The organism is Streptomyces sp. NPDC049040 (genome assembly GCF_043197715.1).
Taxonomy (GTDB): Bacteria; Actinomycetota; Actinomycetes; order Streptomycetales; family Streptomycetaceae; genus Actinacidiphila.
In genome coordinates this window covers 37,698-54,767 of record NZ_JBICTO010000013.1, presented here as the reverse complement: position 1 = coordinate 54,767, position 17,070 = coordinate 37,698, and the positions used below count along the sequence as shown (strand labels likewise).

The 17,070-nt window shown below is 71.0% G+C and carries 14 protein-coding genes; 5 read left to right on the top strand and 9 right to left on the bottom strand.

The window, feature by feature from the left end:
* Positions 1 to 766: 766 nt before the first annotated feature.
* Complete coding sequence (locus ACGFMP_RS27240) at positions 767 to 1,711, bottom strand: heme o synthase (RefSeq protein ID WP_393675643.1); 945 nt, start codon at positions 1,709 to 1,711, stop codon at positions 767 to 769.
* A 314-nt stretch (positions 1,712 to 2,025) separates the two neighbouring features.
* Between ACGFMP_RS27240 and tkt the strand changes: the two genes are divergently transcribed.
* Genes tkt through pgl form a run of 5 tightly spaced genes read left to right on the top strand, consistent with a single transcriptional unit; the run spans position 2,026 to position 8,614 of the window.
* Positions 2,026 to 4,113 carry a transketolase gene (gene tkt, locus ACGFMP_RS27235; protein ID WP_393675642.1) on the top strand — a complete coding sequence of 696 codons (2,088 nt, stop codon included), beginning with the start codon at positions 2,026 to 2,028 and terminating at the stop codon, positions 4,111 to 4,113.
* A 35-nt stretch (positions 4,114 to 4,148) separates the two neighbouring features.
* Positions 4,149 to 5,267: a transaldolase gene (gene tal, locus ACGFMP_RS27230; RefSeq protein ID WP_393675641.1), complete on the top strand. Its 1,119-nt coding sequence runs from the start codon at positions 4,149 to 4,151 to the stop codon at positions 5,265 to 5,267.
* 1 nt (position 5,268) lies between these two features.
* Positions 5,269 to 6,810: a glucose-6-phosphate dehydrogenase gene (gene zwf / locus ACGFMP_RS27225; RefSeq protein ID WP_393675640.1), complete on the top strand. Its 1,542-nt coding sequence runs from the start codon at positions 5,269 to 5,271 to the stop codon at positions 6,808 to 6,810.
* Complete coding sequence (gene opcA / locus ACGFMP_RS27220) at positions 6,807 to 7,838, top strand: glucose-6-phosphate dehydrogenase assembly protein OpcA (RefSeq protein WP_393675639.1); 1,032 nt, start codon at positions 6,807 to 6,809, stop codon at positions 7,836 to 7,838. Before zwf ends, opcA begins: the two co-directional genes overlap by 4 nt.
* A gap of 38 nt (positions 7,839 to 7,876) precedes the next feature.
* Positions 7,877 to 8,614, top strand: coding sequence for a 6-phosphogluconolactonase (gene pgl, locus ACGFMP_RS27215; RefSeq protein ID WP_393675752.1), 738 nt, complete (start codon positions 7,877 to 7,879; stop codon positions 8,612 to 8,614).
* 101 nt (positions 8,615 to 8,715) lie between these two features.
* Here the strand turns inward: pgl and pgi are convergent, their stop codons facing one another.
* From pgi to yvcK, 8 genes are all read right to left on the bottom strand, one after another.
* Positions 8,716 to 10,374, bottom strand: coding sequence for a glucose-6-phosphate isomerase (pgi, locus tag ACGFMP_RS27210; RefSeq protein WP_393675638.1), 1,659 nt, complete (start codon positions 10,372 to 10,374; stop codon positions 8,716 to 8,718).
* A 111-nt stretch (positions 10,375 to 10,485) separates the two neighbouring features.
* Positions 10,486 to 10,821, bottom strand: a complete 336-nt coding sequence (locus ACGFMP_RS27205) for an RNA polymerase-binding protein RbpA (RefSeq protein ID WP_073497103.1) — start codon at positions 10,819 to 10,821, stop codon at positions 10,486 to 10,488.
* A gap of 182 nt (positions 10,822 to 11,003) precedes the next feature.
* Entirely contained in the window at positions 11,004 to 11,240 is a 237-nt protein-coding gene (secG, locus tag ACGFMP_RS27200; RefSeq protein WP_393675637.1) for a preprotein translocase subunit SecG, read from the bottom strand.
* A gap of 99 nt (positions 11,241 to 11,339) precedes the next feature.
* Positions 11,340 to 12,122, bottom strand: coding sequence for a triose-phosphate isomerase (tpiA, locus tag ACGFMP_RS27195; protein WP_393675636.1), 783 nt, complete (start codon positions 12,120 to 12,122; stop codon positions 11,340 to 11,342).
* A gap of 153 nt (positions 12,123 to 12,275) precedes the next feature.
* Positions 12,276 to 13,490, bottom strand: a complete 1,215-nt coding sequence (locus ACGFMP_RS27190) for a phosphoglycerate kinase (RefSeq protein WP_393675635.1) — start codon at positions 13,488 to 13,490, stop codon at positions 12,276 to 12,278.
* A 141-nt stretch (positions 13,491 to 13,631) separates the two neighbouring features.
* Positions 13,632 to 14,636: a type I glyceraldehyde-3-phosphate dehydrogenase gene (gene gap, locus ACGFMP_RS27185; RefSeq protein ID WP_393675634.1), complete on the bottom strand. Its 1,005-nt coding sequence runs from the start codon at positions 14,634 to 14,636 to the stop codon at positions 13,632 to 13,634.
* Between the two features lie 449 nt (positions 14,637 to 15,085).
* Positions 15,086 to 16,063 carry a DNA-binding protein WhiA gene (whiA, locus tag ACGFMP_RS27180; RefSeq protein WP_327291665.1) on the bottom strand — a complete coding sequence of 326 codons (978 nt, stop codon included), beginning with the start codon at positions 16,061 to 16,063 and terminating at the stop codon, positions 15,086 to 15,088.
* Positions 16,054 to 17,070 carry a uridine diphosphate-N-acetylglucosamine-binding protein YvcK gene (gene yvcK / locus ACGFMP_RS27175; RefSeq protein WP_393675633.1) on the bottom strand — a complete coding sequence of 339 codons (1,017 nt, stop codon included), beginning with the start codon at positions 17,068 to 17,070 and terminating at the stop codon, positions 16,054 to 16,056. The genes whiA and yvcK overlap by 10 nt, the downstream gene beginning before the upstream one ends.

Here is a 17,070-nt window from a genome sequence, read left to right as displayed (position 1 = left end):
AACCCTGGGGTGCCCCTTGCGGAAGGGGGTACCCCCAGGGGCGCTGGGGGTACCCCCGCGAAGCTCGCAGTTCTCCCCCAGAGCCTCGCCTGCGGGCACCCCCACGCACCCCTTGAAGGGCGCCCTTGCGGAAGAGGGCAACCATAGGGGCGCGGGGAACGGCGCGCGCAACCGGCCACCGGCGGGTGGTCCGTGTGCGACAGCAACAGCCCCTTTGGGCCGGAGACGACCCGCGCCCCCAGTGGGGGCTTGTCGCGCAGTTCCCCGCGCCCCTGGGGTGGTGGCGGTGTCGTCCACACGACGGCCATACGTGGCTTGTCCGCTCCGTTCTCCCCAGAGCTTCGCCCGGGGGTACCCCTTGCGGAAGAGGGCAACCCCCAGGGGCGCTGGGGGTACCCCAGGCGAAGCCCTGGGGGCGGAACGGCGCGCGCAACCGGCCACCGGCGGGTGGTCCGGGTGCGACAGCAACAGCCCCTTCGGGGCGGTGACGACCCGCGCCCCGGTGGGGGCTGGTCGCGCCGTTCTCCCCCAGGGCTGCGCCTGGAGGGCGCCCCCACGCGCCCCTGAAGGGGTGACCGTTCGTCGCCAAGAGAGCAAGCCCTCCCCGGCCAAGGGCGTTGTGCGGCCCCTCCGCCAGGAGGGTGCCCTCCAGGGGCGCTGGGCCCCGCGTGGCGGCGCGTACGGGGCCGCCCGCACCGCGCCCGTCGGCGGAGGACTGCGCGTGGGGGCCGCCCCCCCCGAATCCCCGAAAAGCCGCCCGCAGGGACTAGTGGAGGAAGGGGTCCACGGCCACGGCGACAAAGAGCAGCGTGGCGTAGGTGATCGACCAGTGGAAGAGCCGCATCTCCTTGAGCTTGGGACCGGTCACCCCGGCCTTGGCCCGGGAGTGCAGCCCGTGCGCCTCCTTGAGCCAGAAGCCGCCGAGCACCGCCGCGACCAGCGGGTAGAACCAGGACGTCTCGCCCAGCGGCCACCACAGGGTCATGGAGGTCAGGACCATCACCCAGCTGTAGAGGACGATCTGCCGGGCCACCACCTGGTTGCCCGCGACCACCGGGAGCATCGGCACCCCGACCCGCTCGTAGTCGTCCTTGACCTTCATCGACAGCGGCCAGTAGTGCGGCGGCGTCCAGAAGAAGAGGACCAGGAAGAGCACGAAGGGCGCCCAGGCCAGTTCGTTGCGCACCGCGGACCAGCCGATGAAGACCTGGAGGCAGCCGGCGACACCGCCCCAGACGATGTTCTGGGAGGTGCGGCGCTTGAGGCCGAGGGTGTAGACGAAGACGTAGTAGAGGATCGCGGTGAGCGACAGTCCCGCGGACAGCGGGTTGACGAGCACCGCGAACCACACCGTGGACGCCACGGAGAGGGTGATGCCGAAGACCAGGCCCTCGCGGGGCGAGACCAGGCCGGTGACGAGCGGCCGCTGCTCCGTACGGTGCATCAGCGCGTCGATGTCGCGGTCGATGTACATGTTGAGCGCGTTGGCGCCGCCGGCGGACAGGTAGCCGCCGACCACGGTCGCGAGCACCAGCCACAGGTCGGGCACGCCGCCTGCCGCGAGGAACATCACCGGAACCGTCGTGATGAGCAGCAGCTCGATGATCCGCGGCTTGGTCAGTGCCACGAACCCCATGACACGGGCCTGCAGCGGCCGATGACCTGAGCCCGTCCCGATGACCCCTGCGGGTCGGGATTCGACGGCCGTCACGAACACCCCAAGAGAGATGAGTCAAGCAGGCGGCGGAACATCCGGCCGCCGGCTTCACCGGCGGGCCGGCCACGGTGCGGCCTGCGCGTACCACGCCACTCTAGACGCAGGGAATACCCCGGTTGCTTCCGGGGGTGGATCGTGTTGCACAGCGCCCGTTCACCAGGCGTCAACGGCGTTCGGGAGGCGAATACGGACGTACGGGGGCAGGATCGAAAAGGTGCGCGCACTCGGCGGTAGGCTCAGCGGCGTCGGGTAGGCACCACGTCACCGGCGCATTTCGACGTATTTGTTGAGAGGAGCCCTGACCCAGGGTGAGCAAGCAGCCGACCACCGCAGACCTTGACTGGACAGATCTGGACCGGCGGGCCGTTGACACCGCCCGAGTCCTGGCCATGGACTCCGTGCAGAGGGTCGGCAACGGCCACCCCGGCACGGCGATGAGCCTGGCCCCCGCCGCTTACCTGCTGTTCCAGAAGGTCATGCGGCACGACCCCGCGGACGCCGACTGGACCGGCCGCGACCGTTTCGTGCTCTCCGCGGGCCACAGCAGCCTGACTCTCTACTGCCAGCTCTACCTGGCCGGGTACGGCCTGGAGCTGGAGGACCTCAAGGGTTTCCGCACCTGGGGCTCGCGCACCCCCGGTCACCCGGAGTACGGCCACACCACGGGCGTCGAGACCACCACGGGCCCGCTGGGCCAGGGTGTCGCCAACGCGGTGGGCATGGCGATGGCCGCCCGTTACGAGCGCGGCCTGTTCGACCCGGACGCGGAGCCGGGCACGTCGCCCTTCGACCACACCATCTGGGCGATCGCCGGTGACGGCTGCCTCCAGGAGGGCATCTCCGCCGAGGCGTCCTCGATGGCCGGCCACCAGAAGCTCGGCAATCTGGTGCTGCTGTGGGACGACAACCACATCTCCATCGAGGGCGACACCGAGACCGCGGTGTCCGAGGACACGATCAAGCGCTACGAGGCGTACGGCTGGCATGTGCAGCGCGTCGAGCCGCTGCCCGACGGCGACCTCGACCCGCACGCCCTTTACGAGGCCCTGCTCGCCGCCAAGGCGGAGACGGGCCGGCCGTCCTTCATCGCGGCGCGCTCGATCATCGCCTGGCCGGCCCCGAACGCGCAGAACACCGAGGCCGCGCACGGCTCGGCGCTGGGCGAGGACGAGGTCCGCGCCACCAAGGAGGTGCTGGGCTTCGATCCCGAGCGGCATTTCGAGGTGTCGGACGATGTGATCGCACACACCCGTGCCGTCGGCGACCGCGCCCGCGAGACCAGGGCCGCGTGGGAGAAGTCCTTCGCCGCCTGGCGCACCGCCAATCCCGAGCACGCGGCGACCTTCGACCGCGTGGACGCGGCCGAGCTGCCCGAGGGCTGGGAGTCGCACCTGCCGTCGTTCGAGACCGGTTCCTCGCTGGCCACCAGGGCGGCCTCAGGCAAGGTCCTGGAGGCGCTGGGCGCGGTCGTCCCCGAGCTGTGGGGCGGCTCCGCGGACCTGGCGGGCTCGAACAACACCACGATCGACAAGACCTCGTCATTCCTGCCCGAGGGCAACCCGCTGCCGGGCGCGCAGCCTTACGGCCGCACGATCCACTTCGGCATCCGCGAGCACTCGATGGCCGCCGAGATGAACGGCATCACGCTGCACGGCAACACCCGTGTCTACGGCGGCACTTTCCTGGTGTTCTCCGACTACATGCGCAACTCGGTACGGCTGTCCGCGCTGATGCACCTGCCGGTCACCTACGTGTGGACGCACGACTCGATCGGCCTCGGCGAGGACGGCCCGACGCACCAGCCGGTGGAGCACCTCGCGTCGCTGCGGGCCATTCCCGGGCTGAACGTGGTCCGTCCCGCGGACGCCAACGAGACGGCGATCGCCTGGCGCGAGATCTTCAAGCGCTGGACGAAGGAGTTCGGCAAGGGAGCCCCGCACGGTCTGGCGCTCACCCGGCAGGGCGTGCCGACGTACGAGCGCAACGAGGACGCGGCGCGCGGCGGTTACGTGCTGTTCGAGGCCGAGGGCGGCCCCGCGCAGGTGATCCTGATCGGCACCGGCTCCGAGGTGCAGCTGGCCGTCGGCGCCCGTGAGGAGCTGCAGGCGGCGGGCATCCCCACCCGGGTGGTGTCGATGCCGTGCGTGGAGTGGTTCGAGCAGCAGGACCAGGCGTACCGGGACGGCGTGCTGCCGCCCTCGGTGAAGGCCCGGGTCGCGGTGGAGGCCGGCATCGGGCTGACCTGGCACCGCTTCGTGGGCGACGCGGGACGCATCGTGAGCCTGGAGCACTTCGGTGCCTCGGCGGACGCGAAGGTGCTGTTCCGTGAGTTCGGGTTCACCGCGGAGGCGGTGGCCGCCGCGGCGCGGGAATCTCTCGCCGCCGCTGATCGCTGACGCAGGTACACGACACATCAGGAGATGCAACTCTCATGACAGACGCACTCAAGCGCCTCTCCGACGAAGGCGTCGCGATCTGGCTGGACGACATGTCCCGCAAGCGGATCACGTCCGGGAACCTGGCCGAGCTGATCGACCAGCAGCACGTGGTGGGCGCGACCACCAACCCGTCGATCTTCCAGAAGGCGATCTCCGGCGACGCGCTCTACGACCCGCAGGTCTCGGACCTGGCCGCCCGCGGCCTGAGCCCGGACGAGGCGGTGCGGATGATCACCACCGCCGACGTGCGTGACGCGGCGGACATCTTCCGCCCGATCTTCGACGCCACCGAGGGCCAGGACGGCCGGGTCTCCATCGAGGTGGACCCGCGCCTGGCGCACAACACCCGGGCGACCATCGCCGAGGCGAAGCAGCTGGCCTGGCTGGTTGACCGGCCGAACACCCTGATCAAGATCCCGGCGACCAAGGCGGGCCTGCCGGCCATCGCCGACGTCACCGCGCGCGGTATCAGCGTCAACGTCACGCTCATCTTCTCGCTCGACCGGTACCGCGAGGTGATGGACGCCTACCTGACGGGCCTGGAGAAGGCCAGGACGAGCGGCCTCGACCTCTCCAAGATCCACTCGGTGGCGTCCTTCTTCGTGTCCCGGGTGGACACCGAGATCGACAAGCGGCTGGAGAAGATCGGCTCCGAGGAGGCCAAGGCCCTCAAGGGCAAGGCCGCGGTCGCCAACGCGCGGCTGGCGTACCAGGCGTACGAGGAGGTCTTCTCCTCCGACCGCTGGGAGGCGCTGGAGAAGGCGGGCGCGAACAAGCAGCGCCCGCTGTGGGCCTCCACCGGCGTCAAGGACCCGGCCTACCCGGCCACGCTGTACGTGACCGAGCTGGTCGCGCCGAACACCGTGAACACGATGCCGGAGGCGACCCTGGACGCCACCGCAGAGAAGGGCACGGTCACCGGCGACACCATCCGCGGCACCTACGAGCAGTCCCGGGCGGAGCTGGACGCCATCGAGGCGGTCGGCATCCCGTACGACGACGTCGTCCAGCTGCTGGAGGACGAGGGCGTCGAGAAGTTCGAGACGGCCTGGAACGAACTGCTGGACTCCACCAAGGCGGAACTCGAACGGCTCGCTCCTTCGGAGGCCTGAGGTGAGCACACCGAACTCGGCGCAGGGCGGCAACCCGCTGCGGGACCCGCTGGACCGCCGGCTGCCCCGGATCGCCGGCCCTTCCGGCCTGATCATCTTCGGCGTGACGGGTGACCTGTCCCGCAAGAAGCTGATGCCGGCCGTCTACGACCTGGCCAACCGCGGCCTGCTGCCGCCGGGCTTCGCCCTGGTCGGCTTCGCCCGCAGGAGCTGGGAGAACGAGGACTTCGCGCAGGAGGTGCACGACGCAGTCAAGGAGCACGCCCGCACCCCCTTCCGCGAGGAGGTGTGGCAGCAGCTCGCCGAGGGCTGCCGCTTCGTGCAGGGCGACTTCGACGACGACGCGGCCTTCGAGACGCTGAAGGAGACCATCGAGGAGCTGGACAAGGCCCGCGGCACCGGCGGCAACTTCGCCTTCTACCTGTCCGTACCGCCGAAGTTCTTCCCCAACGTGGTGCAGCAGCTCAAGAAGCACGGGCTGTCGCAGGGCACCGGCGAGTCGTGGCGGCGTGCCGTCATCGAGAAGCCGTTCGGCCACGACCTGGCCAGCGCCCAGGACCTCAACCGGATCGTGCACGACGTCTTCCCGCCCAACGAGGTCTTCAGGATCGACCACTACCTGGGCAAGGAGACCGTCCAGAACATCCTGGCGCTGCGGTTCGCGAACACGATGTACGAGCCGATCTGGAACCGGTCGTACGTCGACCACGTGCAGATCACCATGGCGGAGGACATCGGCATCGGCGGCCGTGCCGGGTACTACGACGGCATCGGCGCGGCCCGTGACGTGATCCAGAACCACCTGCTCCAGCTGCTGGCGCTGACCGCGATGGAGGAGCCGGGCTCCTTCCACCCCAAGGCGCTGACCGCGGAGAAGCTCAAGGTGCTGGGCGCCGTCCAGCTGCCGGAAGACCTCGGCAAGCACACCGTGCGCGGGCAGTACGCGCACGCCTGGCAGGGCGGCGAGGAGGTGCTCGGCTACCTGGAGGAGGACGGCATCGACCCCAAGTCCAAGACCGACACCTTCGCGGCGATCAAGGTGGAGATCAACAACCGCCGCTGGGCCGGGGTGCCGTTCTACCTGCGCACCGGCAAGCGGCTGGGCCGCCGGGTCACCGAGATCGCGGTGATCTTCAAGCGGGCGCCGTATCTGCCCTTCGAGTCCGGGGCGACGGAGGAGCTGGGCGAGAACGCCCTGGTCATCCGGGTGCAGCCGGACGAGGGCGTGACCGTGCGGTTCGGCTCCAAGGTGCCGGGCACCTCCACCGAGGTGCGGGACGTGACGATGGACTTCGCCTACGGGGAGTCCTTCACCGAGTCCAGCCCCGAGGCGTACGAGCGGCTGATCCTCGATGTGCTGCTCGGGGACGCGAACCTCTTCCCGAGGCACCAGGAGGTCGAGCTGTCCTGGACCATCCTCGACCCGATCGAGGCCTACTGGGAGAAGCACGGCAAGCCCGCGCAGTACGCGTCCGGCACCTGGGGACCGGCCGAGGCGGACGAGATGCTCGCACGAGACGGCAGGAGCTGGCGCCGGCCATGAAGATCGACCTCACGGACACCACGTCCGCACGCATCAACGCAGGGCTGATCGACGCCCGGCGGGCCATCGGCACCCCGGCGGTCGGCATGGTGCTGACCCTCGTCATCGTCACCGACGAGGGCAGCGCCTACGACGCGCTCAGGGCGGCCCACGAGGCGTCGAGGGAGCACCCCTCGCGGATCCTCGTCGTCATCAAGCGGCCCGGCCGCTCCCCCCGTGAGCGGGCGGGGGCCCGGCTGGACGCCGAGGTGGTGGTGGGCGCCGAGGCGGGCACCGGCGAGACCGTGGTGCTGCGGATGCACGGCGAGCTGGCCAACCACGCCGAGTCGGTCGTGCTGCCGCTGCTGCTGCCGGACGCTCCGGTGGTGTGCTGGTGGCCCGACCAGGCTCCGGCCAACCCGGGCGCGGACCCGCTGGGGCGGCTCGCGCAGCGCCGGATCACCGACGCGTCCTCCGCGGAGGACCCGGTCGGCTCCATCGCGGTGCGGGCGGATTCCTACACCCCGGGTGACACCGACCTGGCCTGGACCCGGATCACCCCGTGGCGTTCGATGCTGGCGGCGGCCCTGGACCAGAAGCACTCCACGATCGCCTCGGCGTCGGTCGAGGGCGAGCCGTACAACGCGAGCACCGAACTGCTCGCCTTGTGGCTGGCCGACCGGCTGGGCATCGAGGTGGAGCGCAAGGTCTCCGACGGTCCCGGCATCACCGCGGTGCGGCTTTTCACCACCGACGGCGACATCGCGCTTGACCGCTCCGACGGCCGGCTGGCCGAGCTGTCGGTGCCGGGTCAGCCCGACCGGCACGTAGCGCTCAAGCGGCGGGAGACCGCCGAGCTGATCGCGGAGGAGCTGCGCAGGCTCGACCCCGACGACATATACCGCTCCACGGTGCGGTTCGGGGTCAAGCACCTGATCAGCACCGCCAAGAACGGCAAGGCCGCCGAGGGCGCCCCGACCGCCGCGGCGCGCGCGACTCCGGCCGCGAAGAAGGCGGCCCCGGGAGGCAAGGCGGCGACGTCGAAGTGAGCACCCCCCAGGTCGTCGTCCACCGGGACAAGGAGCTGATGGCCAAGGCCGCCGCGGCCCGGCTGATCACGCGGATCGTGGACGCCCAGGCGGCCAAGGGCAGCGCCTCCGTGGTGCTCACCGGCGGCCGCAACGGCAACGCGCTGCTGGCCGCGCTCGCCGAGTCCCCCGCGCGTGACGCGGTGGACTGGGCGCGGCTGGACCTGTGGTGGGGCGACGAGCGCTTCCTGCCGGACGGCGACCCGGAGCGCAACGTCACCCAGGCGGCCGCGCTGCTGGACGCCGTCCCGCTGGACCCGGCCAGGGTCCACCCCATGGCGCCGTCCGACGGCCCCTACGGCTCCGACGTGGAGGCGGCGGCCGAGGCCTACGCGGCGGAGCTGGCGGCCGCCGCGAGGCCGGGGGACCACGGCCGGGTGCCGGCCTTCGACGTGCTGATGCTCGGCGTCGGACCCGACACCCATGTCGCCTCGCTCTTCCCCGAGCACCCGGCGGTGCGGGAGCGGACCCGTACGGTGGTCGGCGTGCACGGCTCGCCCAAGCCGCCGCCCACCAGGATCTCGCTGACCCTGCCGGCCATCAGGGCGGCGCACGAAGTGTGGCTGCTCGCCGCGGGCGAGGACAAGGCCGGTGCGGTCGCCCTGGCCCTGTCGGCGCCAGGGGAGCTCCAGGCCCCGGCCTCGGGCGCCCAGGGCCTGTCCCGCACCCTGTGGCTGCTCGACCGGGCGGCCGCAGCGAAGCTCCCGCCTGACCTCTACCCGCACGCTTCCTCGTAGTCCGGCCGTACCACGCGAAAGAGCGCGGCCCCCAGCACCGTCCGGTGCCGGGGGCCGCGCTCTTCGGCGTGATCGCCCGGGGCCCGCCCAGCCCGCCGGCCTCAGCGGCCGCGCAGCTCGCGGTACCTGGCCACCAGGCGCGTGGTGCTCGGGTCGAGGCCCGGCACCTCGGCGCCCTCGGTCAGAGCCGGCTCGATCCGCTTGGCGAGCACCTTGCCCAGCTCGACGCCCCACTGGTCGAAGGAGTCGATGTTCCAGATCGCGCCCTGCACGAAGACCTTGTGCTCGTAGAGCGCGATGAGCTGCCCCAGCACCGACGGCGTCAGCTCGCTCGCGAGGATCGTCGTGGTGGGGTGGTTGCCGCGGAAGGTCTTGTGCGGGACGAGTTCCTCGGGGACGCCCTCCGCCCTGACCTCGTCCGGGGTCTTGCCGAAGGCCAGCGCCTGGGTCTGCGCGAAGAAGTTGGCCATCAGCAGGTCGTGCTGCCCCGCCAGCGGACCGAGTTCGGCGATCGGCCGGGCGAAGCCGATGAAGTCCGCGGGGATGAGCTTGGTGCCCTGGTGCAGCAACTGGTAGTACGCGTGCTGCCCGTTGGTGCCCGGGGTGCCCCACACGACCGGCCCGGTCTGCCAGTCGACCGGATTGCCGTCGCGGTCCACGGACTTGCCGTTGGACTCCATGTCGAGCTGCTGGAGGTAGGCGGTGAACTTGCTCAGGTAGTGGCTGTAGGGAAGCACCGCATGCGACTGGGCGTCGTGGAAGCCGCCGTACCAGACACCGAGCAGGCCCAGCAGCAGCGGCGCGTTCTGCTCCGGCGGCGCGGTCCTGAAGTGCTCGTCGACCAGGTGGAATCCGGCCAGCATGTCGCGGAAGGCGATCGGGCCGATCGCCAGCATCAGGGACAGGCCGATGGCCGAGTCGTAGGAGTAGCGGCCGCCGACCCAGTCCCAGAACTCGAACATGTTCGTCGGGTCGATGCCGAAGTCGGTGACCTTCTCGGCGTTGGTCGACAGCGCCACGAAGTGCTTGGCGACCGCGTCGTCACCGGCGCCCAGCTGCCCCAGCAGCCACTGCCGCGCGGAGGTGGCGTTGGTGATGGTCTCGATGGTGGTGAAGGTCTTGGACGCGATGATGAACAGCGTCTCCGCGGCGTCCAGGTCGTGGACCGCCTCGTGCAGGTCGGCGCCGTCGACGTTGGACACGAACCGTACGGTCAGGTCGCGGTCGGTGTAGGAGCGCAGCACCTCGTAGGCCATCGCGGGGCCCAGGTCGGAGCCGCCGATGCCGATGTTGACGATGTTCCGGATCCGCTTGCCGGTGTGGCCGGTCCACTCGCCCGAGCGGATGCGGTCCGCGAAGACCCCCATCTTGGTGAGCACCGCGTGGACGGCCGGCACCACGTTGTAGCCGTCGACCTCGATCGTCGCGGACTGCGGGGCGCGCAGCGCGGTGTGCAGCACCGCGCGGTCCTCCGTGGTGTTGATCCGCTCGCCGCGGAACATCGCGTCCCGCAGCTCGAAGACACCGGTCGCCGCCGCGAGCTCGCGCAGCAGCCGCAGTGTCTCGTCGGTCACCAGGTGCTTGGAGTAGTCCAGGTGGAGGTCTCCCACCCGGAGCGTGTAGCGGTCGGCCCTGCCGGGGTCGGCGTCGAACAGCTCCCGCAGGTGGGTGCCTGCCGCTTCCTCGCGGTGCTTGCCGAGCGCATGCCATTCGGGGCGCTGGTCGAGACGGTTCCGGCTCTGCGCTTTGGTTTCGGACATCAGTCCACTTCTCCTCGTCCTCGCTGCGGGATCAACGCTAGTTGATGACGCTGCGGAACGAGGGCGCGGCACCCTGGAGGAGCGGGCTCTGCGGTGGAAGGGGCGGCGCGGTCAGATCTCCCCGCGCAGCTTCGCCAGCGCCTCGGCGAGGATCGCCTCGCCGTCCGCGGCGGAGCGCCGCTCGCGTACGTAGGCGAGATGGGTCTTGTACGGCTCGGTCCGCGGCGGCGCCGGCGGGTTCTCCTCGTCCTGGCCGGCCGGGAATCCGCAGCGCGGGCAGTCCCAGGTCTCCGGGATCTGCGCGTCGCTGGCGAAGCTCGGCTGGGTCTCATGTCCGTTGGAGCACCAGAAGGAGATGCGGAGGCGCGGCGCGGACTCGCCGCGCTCGGCCTCTCCCATCGGCCCCGCTCCGACCCGACTGCCACGGATCGCGTTGCCACTTGCCACGGTCGTAACTCCCTGCGTGATGGTGCTGCCAGATCGCCCAGTTTACGGGGACCTTACGTGCCGTCCAGTGGCAGGCGCACGACCCGCCCCCCGAAGACGTCTTCCCATAGTAAGCCGCAGTGGCGACGAGGCGTCAGTTCACCCTGGATGCGCGGGAGTCGGACGCGGAGCCGGGGCGGGGCTCAGTTCTGGTACTTCATCACCAGACCGAGCACGACAATGCACGCGAACCACAGCAGACCGATCACGACGGTGATCCGGTCGAGGTTGCGCTCGGCCACCGAGGAGCCGCCGACGGAGGACTGCATGCCACCGCCGAACATGTCCGACAGGCCGCCGCCCTTCCCCTTGTGCATCAGCACCAGCAGCAGGAGCAGCAGGCTGAAGATGATGAGGGCGATGGAGAACCCGATGACCACGGCTGGACCAACTCTCTCGACTACAAGACAACGGCACGGGGCCGAACGGTGTGGCTACACGGTTCGGCCCCGCCAGAGTACTTCACAGCGCCGCGGACATCACTGGTCGCGGAAGCGGACGATCTTCACGAATTCGTCGGAATCCAGCGCCGCGCCGCCGACCAGGGCGCCGTCGACGTCCGGCTGGGCCATGATCGCGGCCACGTTGCCGGACTTGACCGAGCCGCCGTACTGGATGCGGACGGCGTCCGCGGTCTCCTGGTCGTACAGCTCCGCCAGCCGGCCCCTGATCGCCCCGCAGACCTCCTGGGCGTCCTCGGGGGTGGCCACCTCGCCGGTGCCGATCGCCCAGACCGGCTCGTAGGCGATGACGATCGTGGCGGCCTGCCCGACCGGGATGTCCTTGAGCGCCCCGTCCAGCTGCGCGAGGGTGTGCGGCACCTGCTGCCCGGCCTTGCGGACGTCCAGGCCCTCGCCCACGCACACGATCGGGGTGAGGCCGTGCCGGTAGGCGGCCTTGACCTTGGCGTTGACGACCTCCTCGTCCTCACCGTGGTACTGCCGTCGCTCGGAGTGACCGATGGCCACGTAGCTGCACTTGAACTTGGCCAGCATCGGGCCGGAGATCTCGCCGGTGTAGGCACCGGAGTCGTGCGCGGAGATGTCCTGCGCGCCGAACTTGATCTTCAGGTTGTCACCGTCGACCAGGGTCTGCACCGACCGCAGGTCGGTGAAGGGCACCAGGACGGCGACCTCGACGGCCGCGAAGTCCTTGTCGTTGAGCCCGAAGGCGAGCTTCTGGACGTGCGCGATGGCCTCGAGGTGGTTGAGGTTCATCTTCCAGTTGCCCGCCATCAGCGGGGTACGGGTCTGCTCTGTCATCGGATTCGTCACTTCTCCAGCTCTTCTGTCGGACTTCCTGCTCTCCCCCGCCGTCGGCGGGAGATGCCCCCACCCGCGCGGCCGGCCCCGCACGCCCCGCCCGCCGTCGGGCAGGAGGGGCGGCGCCGGCCGGCCGCGGCGGGGGCTCGGGCGTCAGCCCTCCAGCGCAGCCAGGCCGGGCAGGGTCTTGCCTTCGAGGTACTCCAGGCTCGCGCCGCCGCCGGTGGAAATATGGCCGAAAGCGTTCTCGTCGAAGCCCAGGGTGCGGACGGCCGCGGCCGAGTCGCCGCCGCCGACGACCGTGAAGGCCGGGGAGTCGATCAGCGCCTGGGCGACGGCACGGGTGCCCTCGGCGTAGTCGGGGTGCTCGAAGACGCCCATCGGGCCGTTCCAGAACACGGTGGCGGCGTCGGCCAGCGAGGCGGCGAAGATCTTGCGGGACTCCGGGCCGATGTCCAGGCCGATCAGATCGGCCGGGATGGCGTCCACGGCGGCGGCGACCGGCGAGGTCGGCGCCTGGGCCTTGATGTCGGGGAACTCCGTGGCGCCGACCACGTCGACCGGCAGCACGAACTCCACGCCCTTGGCCGCGGCCCGCTCCAGGTACTCGCGCACCACGGGGAGCTGGTCCTCCTGGAGCAGGCTCTTGCCGACCTCGTGGCCCTGGGCCTTGAGGAAGGTGAAGACCATGCCGCCGCCGACCAGGATCCGGTCGGCCTTCTCCAGCAGGTGGTCGATCACGCCGAGCTTGTCGGACACCTTGGAGCCGCCCAGGACCACCGCGTAGGGCCGCGAGACGTCCTCGGTGAGCTTCTTGAGCACCCCGACCTCGGTGGCGATCAGACCGCCCGCCGCGTGCGGCAGCCGGGCCGGCAGGTCGTAGACCGAGGCGTGCTTGCGGTGCACCGCGCCGAAGCCGTCGCCGACGTAGGTGTCGGCGAGCGAGGCGAGCTCGTCGGCGAAGGCGCCGCGCGCGGCGTCGTCCTTGGCGGTCTCGCCCGCGTTGAAGCGCAGGTTCTCCAGCAGCGCCACCTGGCCGTCGGCCAGGCCCGCCACCGTCTCCCGGGCGCTGTCGCCGACGGTGTCGGCGGCGAAGGCCACCGGCTTGCCCAGCAGCTCGCCGAGCCGCGCGGCGACCGGCGCGAGGGAGAACTGCGGGTCGGGCTCGCCCTTGGGGCGGCCCAGGTGCGAGGCGACGATCACCCGGGCGCCGGCCTCGGCGAGCCTGGTGATCGTCGGTACTGCGGCCCTGATCCGGCCGTCGTCGGTGATGGTCTGCCCGGCGAGCGGCACGTTCAGGTCGGCGCGGACGAACACCCGCTTGCCCGCCACCTGCCCCTGGCCGATGAGGTCGTCGATCGTCTTCATCTTCTGCGGTATCTCCGGTCTGCTACGAGTGGGCTGGCACGGAGACAGGGTCCGTACCGGGCGCTCCGTTGCGCCCGGTACGGACCCTGTCCCTCACATCGCTGTGCGGTGTCGGCTGCTTGCCGGCTGCCGGTTACCCGGTCAGAGCTGGCCGCCGACGAAGACCGTCAGGTCCACCAGGCGGTTGGAGTAGCCCCACTCGTTGTCGTACCAGCCGATGACCTTGACCGTCTTGCCCTGCGCCATGGTCAGGGACGAGTCGAAGGTGCAGGAGGCCGGCCAGTTGACGATGTCGGAGGACACGATCGGGTCCTCGGTGTACTCCAGGATGCCCTTGAGCTGGCCCTGCGCGGCCTTCAGGAACGCGGCGTTGACCTCGTCCTTGGTGACCTCGCGCTCCAGGTCGATCACCAGGTCGGTGACCGAGCCGGTCGGGACCGGCACGCGCATCGCGATGCCGTCCAGCTTGCCCTTGAGCTGCGGGATGACCAGCGCGGTGGCCTTGGCGGCACCCGTGGTGGTCGGGATGATGTTCTCCGCGGCGGCGCGGGCGCGACGCAGGTCCTTGTGCGGGAAGTCCAGGATGCGCTGGTCGTTGGTGTACGCGTGGACCGTGGTCATCAGGCCCTTGACGATGCCGAAGTTCTCCAGCAGCACCTTCGCCATCGGCGCCACACAGTTCGTGGTGCACGAGGCGTTGGAGATGATGTGGTGGTTCGCGGCGTCGTACGCGTCCTGGTTGACGCCCATGACGATGGTGATGTCCTCGTCGGTGGCGGGCGCCGAGATGATGACCTTCTTGGCACCGCCCGCGATGTGCTTGCCCGCGTCGGCGGCCTTGGTGAAGATGCCCGTCGACTCGACGACGATGTCGACGCCCAGGTCGCCCCACTTGATCGCCGCGGGGTCGCGCTCGGCCAGCACCTTGATCGTCTTGCCGTCGACCGTGATGGAGTCTGCGGTGTGGGTGACCTCGGCCTTGAGGCGTCCCAGGATGGTGTCGTACTTCAGCAGGTGCGCCGTGGTCGCGGTGTCACCCAGGTCGTTGACAGCCACGATCTCGATGTCCGCGCCCTGCTCCAGGGCGGCGCGGAAGAAGTTACGACCGATGCGGCCAAAGCCGTTGATGCCTACCCGGATCGTCACGAACCGATCTCCTCGCTCAGTCGCCGGAATCCACTCCGGCTGCGAAATATGGGATGTCCCCGACCACCCCCGACCCTACCGCGACTGTGTCCCCCGGGTGACATCACCCGCCCCCCTCAGGACAGGGGCGCCCCACCGCCGCCGCGCGATGTCCGGGGTTCCCCCGCGGCAGGGGGTGCCTCTCCCGCCGCCGCGGGGGGCCGACGCTCCCCTTACGTCAGGGGGTGCCCATCAGGGGCGAGGGGAACTGCGCGGCCGGCCCCCACCGGGCGCACGGGTCGCCACCGGCCCGAGGGCGGCTGTCGCTGTCGTATACGGACCACCGGCCGGTGGTCCGTTGCGCGCGCGGTTCCGCCCCCAGTGCTTCGCCCGGGGGCGCCCCGGCACCCCTGGGTGGCGGCCGCCTGTTGCCGCACGACGGCCGGTGGTGGGCCGAGCACGCGAAGAGGTCAGCCCACCATCTCGTCGGTCAGGTTGGCCTCCGTGCCCGGCAGGCCGAGGTCGGAGGCCCGCTTGTCGGCCATGGCCAGCAGCCGCCGGATCCGGCCGGCGACGGCGTCCTTGGTCAGCGGCGGCTCGGCGAGCGAGCCCAGCTCCTCGAGGGACGCCTGCTTGTGGTCCATCCGCAGCCGCCCGGCGGCCGCGAGGTGCTCGGGCACCTCGTCGCCGAGGATCTCCAGCGCCCGCTGCACCCGCGCGCCCGCGGCGACCGCGGCCCTCGCGGAACGGCGCAGGTTGGCGTCGTCGAAGTTGGCCAGCCGGTTCGCGGTGGCGCGGACCTCGCGCCGCATCCGGCGCTCCTCCCAGGCCAGCACGGAGTCGTGGGCGCCCAGCCGGGTCAGCAGCGCGCCGATGGCGTCGCCGTCGCGCACGACGACCCGGTCGACGTTGCGCACCTCGCGCGCTTTGGCCGGGATCTGCAGCCGGCGGGCGGCGCCGACCAGGGCGAGGGCGGCCTCGGGGCCGGGGCAGGTCACTTCGAGCGAGGACGACCTGCCGGGCTCGGTGAGGGAGCCGTGTGCGAGGAAGGCCCCGCGCCAGGCGGCCTCGGCGTCGCAGGTGGCGCCGGAGACCACCTGCGGGGGCAGCCCGCGGATGGGCCGCCCGCGGCCGTCCACCAGGCCGGTCTGCCGGGCCAGCTGGTCGCCGCCCGCGACCACCCTGACCACGTAGCGGCTGCCGCGGCGCAGGCCGCCCGGTGCCATCACGACCAGGTCGGAGGAGTGGCCGAAGATCTCCAGGATGTCCTTGCGGAGCCGCCGCGCGGCGATCCCGGTGTCCAGCTCCGCCTCGATCACGATCCGGCCGCTCACCAGGTGCAGGCCGCCGGCGAAGCGGAGGATCGACGAGACCTCCGCCTTGCGGCAGCAGGTCCGGGTGACGGGGAGCCGGGAGATCTCATCCTTCACCGCTGCCGTCATCGCCATGGGCCGATCCTTCCACGCATACGAAAAATCCGGTCATACGCGGCGGCCAACAGCTCCGGGTCGTGCCGCGGCCCGTCGGGGGCTGCGACAGGAGCCAGCTCGACCGTGCCGCCCAACCGCAGAGCCGCCTCTTCGAGGCTGTCACGGTCCAGGACGGCGGCCTCGTCGGCGAGAACCACGTCGATGGTGAGTTTAGGGGCGTGTCGCCCCAAAACCTCCAAGTGACGCTGCGGAGAAAATCCGGCGGTTTCGCCTGGTTGCGGCGCGAGATTGAGAGTGAGGACGCGCCGCGCCCTGGTGGTCATCAGGGCGTCGGCCAGTTCGGGGACCAGCAGATGCGGGATCACGGAGGAGAACCAGGACCCGGGCCCGAGCACCACCCAGTCGGCGTCGAGCACCGCCTGGACCGCCTCCGGCACCGCCGGCGGGTCGGCGGGCAGCAGCATCACCTCCTGCACCTCACCGGGGGTGAGGGCGACGGTGGCCTGGCCGCGGACCGTGGAGACCGCGTCCGGTTCTGCCGGGTCGTGGCCCCTGACGACGGCGTGCAGGTCGAGCGGGACGGCGGACATCGGCAGCACCCGGCCGTGCGCGCCGAGCAGCCTTCCCACCCATTCGAGGGCGGCGACCTCGTCGTTCAGCTGCTCCCACAAGGCGACGATCAGCAGATTGCCGACCGCGTGGCCGTGCAGGTCGCCACCGCTGACGAAACGGTGCTGCACCACCTGCGACCAGGTCCTGCCCCATTCGTCGTCCCCGCACAGGGCGGCCAGCGCCTTGCGGAGGTCACCGGGCGGCAGCACCCCCATCTCGCTGCGCAGCCGCCCGCTGGACCCGCCGTCGTCGGCGACGGTGACCACCGCGGTGAGGTCGCCGGTGATCCGGCGCAGCGCCGCCAGCGAGGCGGCAAGTCCGTGGCCGCCGCCCAGGGCGACCACCTTCGGCGGCACACCGCGGCCGCGGCCCGTACCCGTACGGCCGGTGCGGCGCTGCCGCCGACCCGTCAT

What these genes read in the sequence shown, in the direction of transcription:
- tal (WP_393675641.1), top strand. Translation starts at nt 4,149, where the DNA reads ATGACAGACGCACTCAAGCGCCTCTCCGACGAAGGCGTCGCGATCTGG.
- opcA (WP_393675639.1), top strand. Translation starts at nt 6,807, where the DNA reads ATGAAGATCGACCTCACGGACACCACGTCCGCACGCATCAACGCAGGG.
- pgl (WP_393675752.1), top strand. Translation starts at nt 7,877, where the DNA reads ATGGCCAAGGCCGCCGCGGCCCGGCTGATCACGCGGATCGTGGACGCC.
- pgi (WP_393675638.1), bottom strand. Translation starts at nt 10,374, where the DNA reads ATGTCCGAAACCAAAGCGCAGAGCCGGAACCGTCTCGACCAGCGCCCC.
- tpiA (WP_393675636.1), bottom strand. Translation starts at nt 12,122, where the DNA reads ATGACAGAGCAGACCCGTACCCCGCTGATGGCGGGCAACTGGAAGATG.
- ACGFMP_RS27190 (WP_393675635.1), bottom strand. Translation starts at nt 13,490, where the DNA reads ATGAAGACGATCGACGACCTCATCGGCCAGGGGCAGGTGGCGGGCAAG.
- whiA (WP_327291665.1), bottom strand. Translation starts at nt 16,063, where the DNA reads ATGGCGATGACGGCAGCGGTGAAGGATGAGATCTCCCGGCTCCCCGTC.
- yvcK (WP_393675633.1), bottom strand. Translation starts at nt 17,070, where the DNA reads ATGACGGGTCGGCGGCAGCGCCGCACCGGCCGTACGGGTACGGGCCGC.